The organism is Anaeromyxobacter oryzae (genome assembly GCF_023169945.1).
Lineage (GTDB): Bacteria > Myxococcota > Myxococcia > Myxococcales > Anaeromyxobacteraceae > Anaeromyxobacter > Anaeromyxobacter oryzae.
This window is the reverse complement of sequence record NZ_AP025591.1, coordinates 1,240,709-1,256,176: the sequence shown is the minus strand read 5'-3', so window position 1 is coordinate 1,256,176 and position 15,468 is coordinate 1,240,709. Positions and strand designations below refer to the sequence as shown.

The 15,468-nt window shown below is 72.7% G+C and carries 12 protein-coding genes; all 12 read left to right on the top strand.

All coding sequences use genetic code 11. The features are described 5' to 3' along the window. Positions 1-22 precede the first annotated feature (22 nt). Positions 23-1,258, top strand: coding sequence for a DUF4912 domain-containing protein (locus AMOR_RS05365; RefSeq protein ID WP_248359273.1), 1,236 nt, complete (start codon positions 23-25; stop codon positions 1,256-1,258). Beyond that, on the top strand, positions 1,259-2,857 hold the full coding sequence (locus AMOR_RS05360; RefSeq protein WP_248359270.1) for a glycoside hydrolase family 57 protein: 1,599 nt from the start codon (positions 1,259-1,261) through the stop codon (positions 2,855-2,857). Between the two features lie 115 nt (positions 2,858-2,972). Further along, the gene (locus AMOR_RS05355) at positions 2,973-4,655 is read left to right on the top strand and encodes a LytS/YhcK type 5TM receptor domain-containing protein (RefSeq protein WP_248359267.1); all 1,683 of its coding nucleotides are present in this window, start codon (positions 2,973-2,975) and stop codon (positions 4,653-4,655) included. Beyond that, entirely contained in the window at positions 4,652-5,353 is a 702-nt protein-coding gene (gene btsR, locus AMOR_RS05350) for a two-component system response regulator BtsR (protein WP_248359264.1), read from the top strand. Before AMOR_RS05355 ends, btsR begins: the two co-directional genes overlap by 4 nt. A gap of 114 nt (positions 5,354-5,467) precedes the next feature. Beyond that, entirely contained in the window at positions 5,468-6,352 is an 885-nt protein-coding gene (locus AMOR_RS05345) for a helix-turn-helix transcriptional regulator (protein WP_248359260.1), read from the top strand. 41 nt (positions 6,353-6,393) lie between these two features. After that, on the top strand, positions 6,394-7,254 hold the full coding sequence (locus AMOR_RS05340; RefSeq protein WP_248359257.1) for a substrate-binding domain-containing protein: 861 nt from the start codon (positions 6,394-6,396) through the stop codon (positions 7,252-7,254). Between the two features lie 17 nt (positions 7,255-7,271). Next, complete coding sequence (locus tag AMOR_RS05335) at positions 7,272-7,970, top strand: ABC transporter permease (RefSeq protein WP_248359254.1); 699 nt, start codon at positions 7,272-7,274, stop codon at positions 7,968-7,970. Further along, the gene (locus AMOR_RS05330; RefSeq protein ID WP_248359251.1) at positions 7,967-9,061 is read left to right on the top strand and encodes an ABC transporter ATP-binding protein; all 1,095 of its coding nucleotides are present in this window, start codon (positions 7,967-7,969) and stop codon (positions 9,059-9,061) included. The genes AMOR_RS05335 and AMOR_RS05330 overlap by 4 nt, the downstream gene beginning before the upstream one ends. Before the next feature lie 225 nt (positions 9,062-9,286). Next, a complete protein-coding gene (locus AMOR_RS05325) occupies positions 9,287-10,717 on the top strand; it encodes an FAD-binding oxidoreductase (RefSeq protein WP_248359248.1) in 1,431 nt (476 codons plus the stop codon). 255 nt (positions 10,718-10,972) lie between these two features. After that, positions 10,973-12,637, top strand: a complete 1,665-nt coding sequence (locus AMOR_RS05320; protein WP_248359245.1) for an L-lactate permease — start codon at positions 10,973-10,975, stop codon at positions 12,635-12,637. 45 nt (positions 12,638-12,682) lie between these two features. Then, positions 12,683-13,234 carry a LutC/YkgG family protein gene (locus tag AMOR_RS05315; protein WP_248359243.1) on the top strand — a complete coding sequence of 184 codons (552 nt, stop codon included), beginning with the start codon at positions 12,683-12,685 and terminating at the stop codon, positions 13,232-13,234. After that, positions 13,231-15,441: an L-lactate dehydrogenase (quinone) large subunit LdhH gene (gene ldhH / locus AMOR_RS05310; RefSeq protein WP_248359241.1), complete on the top strand. Its 2,211-nt coding sequence runs from the start codon at positions 13,231-13,233 to the stop codon at positions 15,439-15,441. The genes AMOR_RS05315 and ldhH overlap by 4 nt, the downstream gene beginning before the upstream one ends. Positions 15,442-15,468: the final 27 nt, after the last annotated feature.

Below are 15,468 nucleotides of genomic sequence, written 5' to 3'. Positions count from 1 at the left end.
CCCGATCCTACGGCCGCACGCCATGCCCGATTTCAAGAAGATGACCGTCCAGAGCCTGCGCGAGCTCGCGCGGAAGGTGATCGGTCCGGGTCACACCCGGCTCAAGACGAAGAGCGAGCTCGTGAGCGCCCTGGAGCAGGCCGGGGCGTCGCCCGCGAAGGAGGCGCCCGCGTCCCGCGTGCGTGCAGCCGCGACGCGTGCCGCGGAGGCGACGGGCAAGGCGGTGCGCGCCGCGAAGGCGGCCGCGGGAAGGGCCGCCGAGCAGGCGGGCAAGGCGACGGCCGGGCGGGCGGCGAAGGTCGCCGCGGCGGGCGTCGCGGCGGCGGGCGCGGTCGCCGGCGCCAGGGCGGCGGCGCGGACGCGCGCGAAGAAGAGCACGGTCGCGAAGGCGGCCGCGGCGGTCGCGACCGCCGCGGTGGGCGCCGCCGCCGGCGCGGCGGCAGGGCTCCGGCGGAAGAGCAAGGCGGCCGCGGCGGCGAAGTCCGCGGGAGCGGCGCGCCGCGGCTCCGAGCGCGGTCCGGATCCGGAGGGCTACTTCGTCGCGCGCGTCCGCGGCGAGAACGCCGTCCGCGACGCGCCGCACCCGATGCGCGAGGACGCGGAGGACACCGCGTTCGAGGAGGGCGGGGAGGCCCCGACGCGGTTCGACGAGGGGCTCGGGGATCTGCCCTGGGGCTACGGCGACGACGCGTTCGTGGCGCTCCCGCGCGATCCGCGGACGATCTACTTCTACTGGGATCACTCCAGCGAGACCGTGAACGGCGGGTTCGGCGGCCTCGAGCACGCGCGCGCGCAGCTGTGGGTGTTCGCGCGCTCCGGCGCCGGCTGGGACCGGATCCGGGTCCTCGAGTTCGCGCTCGAGTCCCGCGGCTACTACGTCCACGACCTCGAGCCGGGCCGCGTGTACCGCGCCGAGATCCACGCGGTGGACCGCCAGGGGCGCGAGCGGCTCGTGGGGCGCCCCTCGAACGAGATCGGGCTGCCGCCGCTCGGCCCGTCCTCGGTCATCGACGACCGGTTCATCCGCATCCCGTGGGAGGTGCCCCTCGGGCGGCTCCTCGGCCCCGGCCACGCCGGCGGCCCCTTCTCCGACGAGGCGCGCTCGATGCTGGCGCGCCTCTCCGACTGGTCGCGCTTCACGAGCAAGGCCGTGTGGGGCGGCAGCGCCGGCGCCCCCGGGGAGCGACCGTCGTCGCCGACGTCCGCGCCGTCGTCGCCGACGTCGCCGGCCGGGCCTCACGGGTCGGGAGATCGGTAGATGAGCCAGGACGTCCTGGGATACGTCTCGCTCCAGCTGCACGCCCACCTCCCGTTCGTGCGTCACCCCGAGTACGAGGACTTCCTGGAGGAGGACTGGCTCTACGAGGCCATCAGCGAGACGTACCTGCCGCTCCTCAAGAGCTTCGACCGGCTCACCGACGAGGGCGTCCCGTTCCGCATCTCGATGACGATGACGCCCCCGCTCGTCGCGATGCTGCGCGACGAGCTGCTCATGACGCGGTACGCGCGGCGCCTCGACAGCCTCTGCGAGCTCGCGGACAAGGAGGTCCACCGCACCCGTCACGACGGCGCGTTCCACGGCCTCGCGCTCCACTACCAGCAGGAGTTCCGCGAGCTCCGCGCGCTCTTCACGGATCGCTACCGCCGGGATCTCGTGGGCGCGTTCCGCCGGCTCGAGGACGCCGGCCGGCTCGAGATCGTCACCTGCGGCGCGACGCACGGGTTCCTGCCGCTCATGCAGCAGTACCCCGAGGCGGTCCGGGCGCAGATCCAGGTCGCCGTCACGCACCACCGCCGCCACTTCGGGCGCGACCCGGCCGGCATCTGGCTCCCCGAGTGCGGCTACTACCCGGGCCTCGACGCGTTCCTCGCCGAGGCGAACATCCGCTACTTCTTCGTCGACACGCACGGCATCACCGACGCGACGCCGCGGCCGCGCTACGGCGTGTACGCGCCGATCTACACGCCGACGGGGCCGGCCGCGTTCGGCCGCGATCCCGAGTCGTCGATGCAGGTCTGGAGCGCCGAGTCCGGCTATCCGGGCGATCCCGACTACCGCGAGTTCTACCGGGACGTGGGCTGGGACCTCGACTACGAGTACGTGAAGCCGTACATCCAGTCGACCGGGCAGCGGAAGAACGTCGGCATCAAGTACTTCCGGATCACCGGCAAGACCGCGCACAAGGAGCCGTACGATCCCGCGCGGGCGCGCGAGCGCGCGGCGACGCACGCGGGGAACTTCATGTTCAACCGCGAGCGTCAGGTCGAGCACCTCTCGTCGCGGATGGGCGGCGTCCGGCCCATCGTCGTGTCGCCCTACGACGCCGAGCTGTACGGTCACTGGTGGTACGAGGGGCCGATGTTCATCGACTACCTCGTCCGGAAGGTCGCCTTCGACCAGCGCATCTTCCGGCTCGCCACGCCCGGCGACTACCTCAGGGAGAACCCCGAGCAGCAGCTCGCGGTCCCGCCCCTCAGCTCGTGGGGCGCGGGCGGCTACGCGGGCGTCTGGCTCGACGGCTCCAACGACTGGGTCTATCCCCACCTCCACAAGGCGGCGGAGCGGATGATCGCGCTCGCGCGCGACTACGTGCAGCCGACCGAGCTCGAGCGCCGCGCGCTCAACCAGGCCGCCCGCGAGCTCCTGCTCGCGCAGTCGTCCGACTGGGCCTTCATCATGAAGACCGGGACGATGGTGGACTACGCGATCCGGCGGACCAAGGAGCACGTCCTCCGGTTCACGCGGCTCCACGACCAGCTCCGCTCCGGCCAGATCGATCCGGAGTGGCTCGGCCACGTCGAGGAGAAGGACAACATCTTCCCCGAGATCGACTACGCGGTGTACAGGCCGCGGTAGCCCGGGCCCGGGCCGCCGTCCGCGGCGCCCGCTCCCCCGTCCGCTCGCGACCGTCGCGCGTTCCGGGCGATAATGCCGCCGCGCCGCGGCGGCGCCGCGCCTCCTGGAGCCCGCGATGAAGCAGGTGCTGATCCAGTTCATCGAGGCGCTCTGCGTCTTCCTCGTCATCTTCTACGTCTACTGCCGGTCGCCGGCGTTCCGGCCGCTCCGCTCCGAGTGGCCGCGGCCGCGCGGCAAGGTCCGGCTGTACCTCGTCTTCTCCGCGATCGCGATCCTCGGGAACTACCTCGGCATCCCGGTGGTGAACGGGGAGGCGATCGCCAACACGCGCGCGGTCGGGACGGTGCTGGCGGGCCTGCTCGGCGGCCCGGTGCTCGGCTTGCTCGTCGGCATCACCGCCGGCGTGCACCGCGTGACGGCCATGGGCGGCTCCGCCGCGCTCGCGGGCGCGGTGGCGACCACGCTCGAGGGCCTCCTCGGCGGGCTCGTGCACGTCGCGCTCCGGGACCGGCCCGAGCGCCTCATGACCCGCCGCGTCGCGTTCCTGACGACGCTGGTCGGCGAGACGGTGCACATGGGCATCGTCCTGTGGCTCGCGCGCCCGTTCCCGCAGGCGCTCGAGATCGTCCGGCTCATCGGCGTGCCGATGATGGTCGCGAACCCGATCGGCGCGGCGCTGTTCATGACGGTGGTGCTCGAGCGCCAGAAGGAGCACGACCGCGTCGCCGCCGCGTCCTCCGAGCGCGCCATGAAGGTCGCGGAGCGGACCCTCGGCCTCATGGGGAAGGGCGATCTCGAGGCGATCGCCGCGGACCTGGCCGCCATCGTCCGGCAGGAGACCGGCGTCGGCGCCGTGGGGATCACGGACACGGCGCGGATCCTCGCGTGGTCGGGGCTCGGCGCCGATCACCACGTCCCGGGCACGCCGATCATGTCGCCGTACACGCGCCAGTCGGTCGGGCAGAACGAGGTCGTGTTCGCGGACGGCGTGCGGCAGACCTACGACTGCCGCGTCTCGCCGGAATGCACCCTGAACTCCGTCGTCATCGCGCCGCTGTGCGTCGACGGCGTGGTGGTCGGGTCGGTGCAGCTGTTCGAGGCGCGGGATCGCCGCTTCCTCAACATGAACAAGTCCCTCGGCGAGGGGCTCGCGGCGCTCCTCTCGAGCCAGCTCCTCATCGCCCGCTACCAGGAGCAGAAGAACCTGCTCGTCGTGTCGGAGCTGAAGCTGCTCCAGGCGCAGGTGAACCCGCACTTCCTGTTCAACGCCCTCAACACCATCATCGCGGTGCTCCGGCGCGACGGCGACCGGGCGCGCGAGCTGCTCATCCAGCTCTCGCACCTGTTCCGGAAGAACCTGAAGCGCTCGGCGGAGCTCTCGACGCTCGAGGAGGAGCTCGAGCACGTCGGGGCCTACCTCGAGATCGAGAAGGCGCGCTTCGAGGGACGGATCGTGGTCGAGACGGACGTCGACCCCACGCTGCTCGGGCTGCGGATCCCGACGTTCACGCTCCAGCCCCTCGTCGAGAACGCGTTCAAGCACGGCCTCGCGACGGCGCTCGCGGGCGGCCGGGCGACCATCCGCGCGTATCGCCGGGACGGGGTCGCGTACGTCGACATCGAGGACAGCGCCGGCGCCTTCACGGAGTCCACGCCGCGCGCCGGCCTCGGGATGCAGATCGTGGACAAGCGCGTGAAGAACCTGTACGGCGAGGGCTACGGCCTCACGGTGACGTGCGTCCCGCACGAGCTGACCCGCGTGACGATCCGGCTCCCCGCCAAGGCGATCGCGGCATGATGCGCGCCCTCATCGTCGACGACGAGCTGCACGCGCGCGAGGAGCTCGAGGCGCTCCTCGTCGAGACCGGCGCGTTCGAGATCGTCGGCCGGTGCGCGAACGCCGTCGAGGCGATGCAGGCGCTCCGGCGCGAGAAGCCGGACGTCCTCTTCCTGGACATCCAGATGCCCGCGATCTCCGGGCTCGAGCTGCTCTCGATGCTCGACGACGCGGAGCTCCCGAGCGTCGTCTTCGTCACCGCGCACGACGAGTTCGCGCTCCGCGCCTTCGAGGCGAGCGCCGTCGACTACCTCCTGAAGCCGGTCCAGGCGGAGCGGCTCGCGAAGACGGTCGAGAAGCTCCGCCGGCTCCCGGGGCCGCTCGACCGCGCGAGCCTCCCGCCCTCGCCGATCGTGCGGATCCCCTGCCTCGCGGGGCGCGCCATCAAGCTCCTCGACCTGTCCGAGGTCGAGGTCGCGCGCTCGAGCGAGGCGGGGGTGTACGTCCTCGGACCGCGCGGCGAGCTCTTCACCGAGCTCACGCTCAAGGTCCTCGAGGAGCGGGCCGGGCTCCTGCGCTGCCACAAGCAGTACCTCGTGAACGTCGACGCGGTGGACGAGATCCACCTCGAGGAGGGCACCATCCGCACGCGGTCCGGGAAGGACGTCCCCGTGAGCCGCAGGTTCCTGCCGAAGCTTCGGGAACGGCTGGGGATCTGAGCGGCGTCGTTCGGGTTGCAGGGCGCCGCCGGACCGGCGCCAGATCCGCCGGCCGGGCGGAGGCGTTGTCAGTCTCGGTCACTTCTGGTTATTCTTCGGCCGCGCGATTGCCACATGGCCGAGTACCTCTCCACGTCCGAGGTCGCCCGCTACCTCAAGCTGAACCAGAAGAAGGTCTACGCGCTCATTGCGTCGGGCCAGCTCCCGGCCGCGCGCATCTCCGGCAAGTGGCTGTTTCCGAAGGAGCTCGTCGACCGCTGGGTGGAGGAGCACACCGTCTACCCGGCGGGCGGGCTGATGGCGACGCTGCTCGATCAGCTCGTGGTGGTCCAGGGGAGCGACGACTGGCTCCTCGCGAAGGTCTTCGATCGTTTCCGTTCGCGGTTCGGCACGCCGATCGCCGCCGCGGCGGTCGGCAGCGCGGCGGGGATTTCGGCCCTCGAGGCCGGGACCGCGCACGTGGCGAGCTGCCACCTCGATGCGTCCGCCGTTCGCAATGGTACGAAGCACCCGGTGTACCTGTTCGGCCTGTACGCGCGCGAGCAGGGCATCCTCTTCGACCGCGGGCGCCAGACGGGCATCGAAGGGCTGCGGGCGCTCTGCCGGGAGGGCATCCGGTTCGCGCGGCGGCAGGAGCAGTCGGGGACGTTCCAGCTCGTCGAGCGCCTCCTCGGGGCGGAGAAGCTCGAGCCGCGCTGGACGCCGATCGGACCGTTCAGCTCGCACCTCGAGGTTGCGCTCGACGTGCGAAACGGCCACGCCGACGCCGGCGTCGGAATCCGGATGGCCGCGCACGTGGCCGGCCTCGACTTCGTTCCGCTCGCACGCGAGCCGTTCTACCTGGTGATCCCGGCGAGCCTCATGTCTCACCGGCGGCTCGGCCAGCTCCTCGAGTTCCTCGTCGAGGAGCTGACGGCGGAGGCGCGGCGGCAGCCGGCCGGTTACTCGTTCGAGGCGCTCGGCCGCGTCCAGCCGCTCGCCCCGAGATCGGCAGAGTGAATCGGATGGCCGAGCTCTCCCGCCCACGACGGAGGCACGGCATGCGGCCCGGAAGCTCCCTCGCGCTCGCGGTGCTCGCGCTCGGCGCCGCCCTCGGCGCTCCCCCGGCGCTCGCCGCGGACCCGGCGAAGGCCGTCATCCTCGCGACCACCACGAGCACGCAGGACTCCGGCCTGCTCGACGTCCTGATCCCGGCGTTCGAGAAGCGGACCGGCTACTTCGTGAAGACGATCTCCGTCGGCTCCGGGCAGGCGCTGGCGATGGGGAGGAAGGGCGAGGCGGACGTCCTGCTCGTCCACTCGCCCGCGGACGAGGAGAAGCTCATGCAGGACGGCTTCGGCGTGAACCGGCAGCTGGTCATGCACAACGACTTCGTCATCGTCGGCCCGCCGGAGGATCCCGCCGGGATCCGCGCAGCGAGGACGGCGAGGGAGGCCTTCGCCAGGATCGCCGCGGCGCGCGCGCTGTTCCTGTCGCGCGGAGACAGCTCCGGCACGCACGCCAAGGAGAAGGGGCTCTGGAAGGCCGCCGCGATCGATCCCGAGGCGCAGAGCTGGTACCAGCAGACGGGCCTCGGCATGGGCGACACGCTGAACGTGGCGGCGGAGAAGGGGGGCTACACGCTCGCGGACCGGGGGACGTTCCTCGCGCGGAACAAGGCGAGCCCGTTGCGGCTCGCGATCCTCCTGCAGGGCGAGGCGAAGCTCCTGAACGTGTACCACGTCATCGAGGTGAACCCGGCGCGGTGGCCCAGGGTGAACGCCGCCGGGGCCAGGGCGTTCGCCGAGTTCGTCGTCTCGGCGGCGGCGCAGGAGCTCATCGGGCGGTTCGGCGTGGACAGGGTGGGCTCGCCGCTGTTCTTCCCCGACGCGGGGAAGAGGCCGGATTCGCTGGGTCTCTGAGGCAGGGCAGGCCACGGATGGACGTGATCACGGAGGGAATCGCGCAGGCGTTCCGGCTGCTGCTCGCCGGCGACCGCGAGGTGCTCGGGATCACGCTCCTCTCCTTCGCGGTGTCCGGGGCGGCGACCGTCATCAGCCTCGTCCTCGGCATCTCGATGGGAACGGCCATCGCGCTCAACGCGTTCCCCGGCAAGAAGGTGGTGGTCAGCCTCGTGAACACCGGCATGGGGCTGCCCCCGGTGGTCGTCGGGCTCTGGGTGTCCATCCTGCTCTGGCGAAACGGCCCGCTCGGCTTCCTGGGGCTCCTCTATACGCCGACGGCGATGGTCATCGCGCAGGCGATCATCGCGACACCGATCGTCACCGGGATCACCGTCGGCGCCATCCAGGGCCTGCCGCCCGCGCTGAGGATCCAGATCCTCGCCCTCGGCGCCACGCGCCCGCAGATGATCTGGCTGCTCCTCAAGGAGGCGCGGCTGCCCGTGATGGCCGGGGTGATGGCCGGGTTCGGCGGCGTCATCTCCGAGGTCGGCGCCTCGATCATGGTCGGTGGCAACATCAAGGGGTACACCCGCGTCCTCACCACCGCCACCGTCATGGAGACGGGGAAGGGCAACTTCGACGTCGCCATCGCGCTGTCGGTGATCCTCCTCGTCGCGTCGCTCGCGATCAACTACCTGCTCACGCTCGTCCAGCAGCGCGAGAGGCCGCGGTGACGCCGCCGGCGTGCGTCGTCGAGCTCCGCGGGGTCAAGGTGGAGCGCGGCGGGGTCGGGGTGCTCGACGTCCCGTCGTTCCAGCTGCGCGAGCGGGAGTTCGTCTCCCTCATCGGCCCGAACGGCTCGGGCAAGACCACGCTGCTGCTGTCGATGCTGGCGCTGCTCGACCGCGCCGCCGGACAGGTCCTCTACCGGGGCGCGGAGATCGGCGCGGGGCGGGACGCGGTCGAGGCGCGGCGGAGGATGGCGATGGTCCTCCAGGAGCCGCTCCTGTTCGACACGACCGTCCAGGACAACGTGGCGTCGGGGCTCAGGCTGCGCGGGCTCGGGCGCCGCGAGACGCGCCGGAGGGTGGCGGAGTACCTCGAGCGCTTCCGGCTCTCGGACCTGGCACAGCGCTCCGCGCGCAAGCTCTCGGGGGGAGAGGCCCGCCGCGTCAACCTCGCGCGTGCGCTGGCGGTCGAGCCGGAGGTGGTCTTCCTCGACGAGCCCTTCACCAGCCTCGATCTGCCGACGCGGCAGTCCATCACCGGAGACCTGGAGCGCACCATCCGCGACGCCGGGATGGCGGCCATCCTGGTGACGCACGACCAGACCGAGGCGCTCAGGCTGTCGGACCGGATCCTCGTCATGGACGGCGGCCGCATCGTGCAGTCGGACGTGCCGTCGGTGGTGATGAACGACCCCGTGAACGCGTTCGTGGCGAGCTGTCTCGGGATGGAGACCATCGTCGAGGGAGTGGTCCGCCGGCGCGACGGGTGGGAGATGGGGATCGCGGTCGGCGCCCAGGAGATCGTCGCCGTGGGCGAGGGCTCGCTCGGCGATCGCGTCTACTGCTGCATCCGGCCGGAGAACGTGATCATCGACGTCGCGGACCCGCGCCTGACGAGCAGCGTCCGGAACGCCTTCCCGGCGCGGATCGTGGGCGTGGTCTCGATGGGCCCTCACCTCGAGGTGAAGCTGGACTGCGGCTTCCCCCTCGTGGCGCACGTCACGCGGGAGTCCCTCGCCGCGCTCGCGCTCGCCGAGGGGAAGGACGTGTTCGCCTCGTTCAAGGCCACCGCGATCCACGTCATCCGCAAGGGATGACGCGCGAGCGCCCCGCGGAGACGCCGCGCGACGAGATCTCGACGTGAGTCGCCGACGACTCCTCGTCGTCGCCGAGACCTCGTCGGGACCCGGGCGGGTGGCATCGCCTCGGAAATCTCGCTGGAGCCGCGGGGTCGCGGCGCGGGCCGGCGGTGGCACGCCGCCTGCGAAGCCACGGGTTGCCCGACACGACCGATCCCCGGTCCCGGGCGAATGGAGCACGACATGGAGACGAACCTCGACCTCGAGGGCAGCGACGGAGCGACGTGGGCGCCCGCTCCCGACGTCCTCGAATCCTTGCGCGGCCAGCTGCGCGGCGCGCTCTGCCTCCCCGGAGAGCCGGGCTACGAGCAGGCGCGCACGATCTGGAACGCGATGATCGACCGGCGCCCCGCCGCGGTCATCCGCGCCGCCGGGACCGCCGACGTGATGCGCGCCGTCAACCTCGCGCGCGAGCACCGCCTCGTGCTCTCCGTCCGCGGCGGCGGCCACAACATCGCGGGGAACGCCGTCAGCGACGGTGGCCTCATGCTCGACCTCTCCCCGATGAAGTCGGTGCGCATCGATCCGTCCAGCCGGACGGCGCGCGTGGAGCCCGGCGTGACCCTGGCCGAGTTCGACAGGGAGGCGCAGGCCTTCGGGCTCGCCACGCCCCTCGGGATCAACTCCACGACCGGCGTGGCCGGGCTCACCCTCGGCGGCGGGTTCGGGTGGCTGAGCCGGAAGCTCGGCCTCACCGTCGACAACCTCCTCTCCGCCGACGTCGTCCTCGCGAGCGGCGCGCTCGTGCACGCGAGCGCGGACGAGAACGAGGGTCTGTTCTGGGCGATCCGGGGCGGCGGCGGAAACTTCGGCGTCGTCACCTCGTTCGAGTTCCGCCTGCACCCCGTCGGACCGGAGGTGCTCGCCGGGCTCATCGTCCACCCGTTCTCGAACGCGAAGCAGGTCCTGCAGGGCTACCGCCGCGCGGTGGCGAGCGCGCCGGACGACCTCAGCTGCTGGGTCGTGATGCGCAAGGCACCGCCGCTCCCCTTCCTGCCGGCGGAGGTCCACGGCAAGGAGGTCCTCGTGCTCGCGATGTGCTGGGCGGGCGAGCCGGAGGAGGGGCAGCGCGCGATCGCGCCGTTCCGGGCGCTCGGCGAGCCGATCGCGGACGTGGTCGGGCCGGCGCCGTTCGTCGGCTGGCAGCAGGCGCTCGACCCGCTGCTCACGCCGGGACGGCGCAACTACTGGAAGTCCCATGACCTGGTCGAGCTCGGCGACGCCGCGATCGATCTCCTGATCGCCACCGTCGCCCGGCTGCCGACGCCCGAGTGCGAGATCTTCATCGCGCACCTCGGCGGCGTCGTGAACCGGGTGCCGGCCACCTCGACGGCGTACCCGCACCGCGACGTGAACTTCGTGGTGAACGTGCACACGCGGTGGGGCGAGGCCTCCCAGGACCAGGCGTGCATCGCCTGGGCGCGGGAGTTCTTCGGCCGGATGGCGCCACATGCCACCGGCGGCGTGTACGTCAACTTCATGCCCGAGGACGAGGAGCAGCGCGTGAGCCGCGGCGCGTACGGGCCCAACTACGAGCGGCTCGCGAGGCTGAAGGCCCGGTACGACCCGGGGAACCTGTTCCGGCGGAACCAGAACATCAAGCCCGCGGGGTAGGAGGGGACGCTCTCCCCCCGACCAGCTTCGCGAGGGGCGGGGACCGAGGCGTCTAAAGGAGCCGCCCGCTCCCGGACCGGGATTCCGGCCCGGCCCCGCCGCCGCTCGCCCGCCCCGGATGACCGGTCGCCGCCCGCCCGCGACCGGTCGCCGGGATGGATCGACGGGCGCCGCCCGTGCCGCGCTTCAATCCGCCCGTCCCGCCACGACGGCGGGGAGGAGCGGGCGGAAGCGAGCCCGAACCCCGGAGGATCCATGGCCTGGACGCAGACGTACACGCCCCTCGGAAACCTGTACCTCTCCGCCGCCGTCGCGGCGCTGCCCGTCGTGGTGCTGCTCGGCGCGCTCGCCTTCTTCCACGTGAAGGCGCACCTCGCCGCGCTCCTCGGGCTCGGCCTCGCCCTCGCGATCGCGATCTTCGTCTACGGCATGCCGGCGAGGATGGCGCTCGGCGCGGCGGGCTACGGCGCCGCGTTCGGCCTCCTGCCCATCGGCTGGATCGTGCTGAACGCGATCTTCGTCTACGACCTCACCGTCAAGACCGGGAAGTTCGAGGTCGTGAAGGAGACCATCGCCGGTCTCGCGGGCGACCGGCGGATCCAGGTGCTCCTCATCGCGTACGCGTTCGGCGCGTTCATCGAGGGCGCCGCGGGGTTCGGTACGCCCGTCGCGATCAGCGCGGCGATGCTCATCGGCCTCGGCTTCCGGCCGCTCCAGGCCGCCGGGCTCGCGCTCATCGGCAACACCGCACCGGTCGCGTACGGCGCGCTCGGCACGCCCATCATCACGCTCGCCAAGGTGACGGGCCTGAACGAGATGGCCCTGTCGGCGATGGCCGGCCGCCAGCTCCCGCTCTTCTCGCTCATCGTGCCGTTCTGGCTGGTCTGGGCGATGTCCGGCTTCCAGGGCATGCTCGGCGTGTGGCCGGCGTGCCTCGTCGCCGGCCTCGCCTTCGCGATCCCGCAGTTCGTCGTCTCGAACTTCTTCGGCCCGTCGCTCGTGGACATCGTCGCCGCGGGCTCCTGCATCGTCGCGACCTACCTGTTCCTCAAGGTGTGGCAGCCGAAGGCCGTCTGGCGGTTCCCCGAGGAGCGCGAGGAGGGCGTCATGCCCGCCCCCGGCCTCCGCCGCTCCGTCGGAGCCGCGGCGCGCCGCCCGACGGCGGGCGAGGCGTGGCTCGCGTGGATGCCCTGGATCGTCCTCTCGGTGTGCGTGTTCGCGTGGGGCCTCCCCGCCGTGAAGGGCTGGATGAACGGCCTCTTCAACCCGACGTTCGACGTGCCGTTCCTCCACAACCTCGTCCAGCGGGCGCCGCCGGTCGTGAAGGCGCTCTCGCCCGAGGCCGCGAAGTTCAGCCTGAACCTCCTCTCCGCGACCGGCACCGGCCTCCTCCTCGCCGGGATCGTCGCCGGCCTCTGGCTGGGCGTGAAGCCGGCCGAGCTCCTCCGCACCTACGGCGGCACCCTCAGGCGCGTGCGGTTCTCGCTCCTCACCATCGCCGCGATGCTCGCGCTCGGGTTCACCACCCGCTACTCCGGGTCGGACTCGACGATGGGCCTCGCCTTCGCCTCCACCGGCAGCCTGTTCCCGTTCTTCTCGCCGCTCCTCGGCTGGCTCGGCGTCGCGCTCACCGGCTCGGACACGTCGTCGAACGTGCTCTTCGGGAACCTCCAGGTGGTCTCGGCGCAGCAGGTCGGGATGCCGCCCATCCTCGCGGCCGCGGCGAACAGCTCGGGGGGCGTGATGGGCAAGATGATCGACGCCCAGTCCATCGTCGTCGCGTCGGTCGCGACGGACCAGCACGGGCAGGAGGGCAAGATCCTCCGGTACGTGTTCTGGCACTCCCTCGCCCTCGCGGCGCTGGTCGGCGTCGTGACGTTCGTCCAGACGTACTGGCTGTCGGGCATGGTCCCGCGGTAGCCGCGGAGAGGGCGCGTCGCGCGCGGCCCTCGAGGAGGTGACGCCGTGTTCGAGCTCTTCAAGGCGAGGGCGGAGGCGGTCGGCGCGGAGGTGCACCGCGTCCCCGCCGCCGCCGTCCTCGGGAAGGTCGTCGAGATCGTCGGTCGCGAGCGCACGAGCGACGAGCCGGGCGGGCGCGCCGTGTGGTGCCAGGGGAGGATAGGCCAGGGGCTCCCCGACCCCGGCGCGCTCGCCTGGAGCATCCCTGGGCTGTCGTTCGAGGTGACCCGCGAGCGCGCGGCGGCGAGCCGCGTGGGGATCACCGAGTTCGACTGGGCGCTCGCCGAGACCGGCACCCTCGCCCAGGACGCGACCGACCCGCGGCTGCGGCTCGCCTCCACCCTGCCGGAGACGCACGTGGCCCTGGTCCGGACCTCGACGATCCTCCCCGACCTCGAGTGCCTCCTCGTCCGGATCGACCCCCGGCGCCTCCGTTACCTCGCCCTCGTGACGGGGCCGAGCCGGACCGCCGACATCGAGCGCGTGCTCACCATCGGCGTGCACGGCCCGAGGAAGCTCGTGGTCGTCGCCGTGGACGACCCGGAGGAGACCCCGTGAGCCCGTCCGACTTCCGCCGTCGCCTCGACGCCGCCCTCGCGGACGGCCAGCTCGGCGACGCCCTCGGACGCTTCGCCGACGCCTACCTCGCCTCGCGCGCCCGGGCCTACGAGGGGCTCGAGTTCGAGGCGGTCCGGGATCGCGTCGTCGCGGTGAAGTCGCGGGCCGCCGCGAAGCTCGACGCCCTCGCCGACCGGTTCGAGGAGGAGGCGACCCGCGCCGGCGCGAAGGTCCTCCGCGCGTCCGACCCGGACGCGATCCGCGAGCACGTGCTCCGGCTCTGCCGCGAGCGCGGGGTCTCGCGCGTCGTGAAGTCCAAGTCGATGGCGACGGAGGAGCTGCACCTCAACGCCGCGCTGTCGGCGGCGGGCGTCCGCGTCCGGGAGACCGACCTCGGCGAGTGGATCGTGCAGCTCGCCGGGCAGCGCCCCTCGCACATGGTGATGCCCGCCATCCACATGTCGAAGGAGCAGGTCGCCGAGGTGTTCTCGAAGGAGGTGGACGAGCGGCTCGCGGCGGACATCCCGAGCCTCGTGGCCGTCGCGCGGCGCGAGCTGCGGGAGGAGTTCCTCCGCGCCGACATGGGCATCACCGGCGCGAACGTCGCGGTGGCCGAGACCGGCTCCCTCGTGCTGCTCACGAACGAGGGGAACGCCCGGCTCGTCACGACGCTGCCGCGGATCCACCTGGCGGTGGTCGGCGTCGAGAAGCTCGTCGAGCGGCTCTCCGACGTCGAGCCGATCGTCCGCGCGCTGCCGCGGAGCGCGACGGGCCAGCTCCTCACGAGCTACCTCTCGATGATCACCGGCCCGGCGCCGGGCCCGGACGGCGCCCCGAAGGAGCTCCACGTCGTCCTGATGGACCACCGCCGCACGGAGATGGCGCGGGATCCGCGGTTCGCGCAGGCGCTCCGGTGCATCCGCTGCGCGTCGTGCGTGAACGTGTGCCCGGTGTACCGCCTCGTCGGCGGCCACGTGTTCGGCGGGGTGTACACCGGTGGCATCGGCACCATCCTCGCGGCGTGGTTCGACGGGCTCCGCGCGTCCTCGGACATCCAGGCGCTCTGCGTCGGGTGCCGGCGGTGCACGGAGGTCTGCCCGGCCCGGATCGACATCCCGGAGCTCGTCGTCGAGCTCCGGCGCCGGATCGTCCGCGAGGACGGGCAGCCGCTGGCGCAGCGTGCCGCGCTCGGCCTCGTGAGCAACCGGCGCGCCTTCCACGCCGCGCTCCGGGCCGCGTCGGTGGCGCAGAGGCCGTTCGCGAAGGGCGGGCTGATCCGGCACCTGCCGCTCTTCCTCGGCGGGCTCACCGAGCACCGCGCGCTCCCCGCGATCGCCACCGTGCCGCTCCGCGACCGGCTCGCGGCGCGACGGCGCCCGCCGGAGGCCCCGCCGGAGCCGCCCCGCGCCCCCGCGGAGGCGCCTGCGCCGGACGGCCGCCGGGGGGAGCGCGTCGCGCTGTTCTCCGGGTGCCTCGTCGACTTCGCCTACCCGGAGATCGGCGAGGCGGTCGTGAAGGTGCTCGAGCGTGCGGGGCTCGAGGTGGTCTTCCCGGAGGGGCAGACCTGCTGCGGCGTGCCGGCCCGGCAGGCGGGCGCGACGGGGGTCGCGGCGCGGAACGCGAAGGACAACGTCGTGGCCTTCGAGGACGCCGGCGCGGATCACGTCGTCTCGGCGTGCCCGACCTGCACCGCGGCGCTCCGGCGGGAGATGGCGGAGACGCTCCGGGCGGAGGGCGAGCCGGAGTGGGCGGCGCGGGCCGAGTCGCTCGGGCGGCGCGTCCGGGACTTCTCGACGCTGGTGCGCCAGCTCGTGGACGAGGGGCGGCTCGCGCTCGAGCCGGGCGCGGACCTCCCCGCGGTCACGTACCACGACTCCTGCCACATGAAGCGGACGCTGGGCGTCCGGGACGCGCCGCGCGAGCTGCTCCGCGCCGCCGGGCACGCCGTCGCCGAGATGGCGGAGAGCGACGCGTGCTGCGGGATGGGCGGGAGCTACACGCTCAAGTTCCCGGAGATCAGCCGGCCCATCCTCGCGCGGAAGCTCGAGCGCATCCGCGAGACCGGCGCGGCGACCGTGGCGATGGACTGCCCGGGCTGCCTCCTCCAGATCCGCGGCGGCCTCGCCCGCGCCGGCGACCCCGTCGCGGCGCGCCACACGGCCGAGCTCGTCGCCGCGCGGCTCGGCGATCCCGCCGGAGGGGCGTGAACCGCCGGCCGCGAGGCGCAGCGCCGC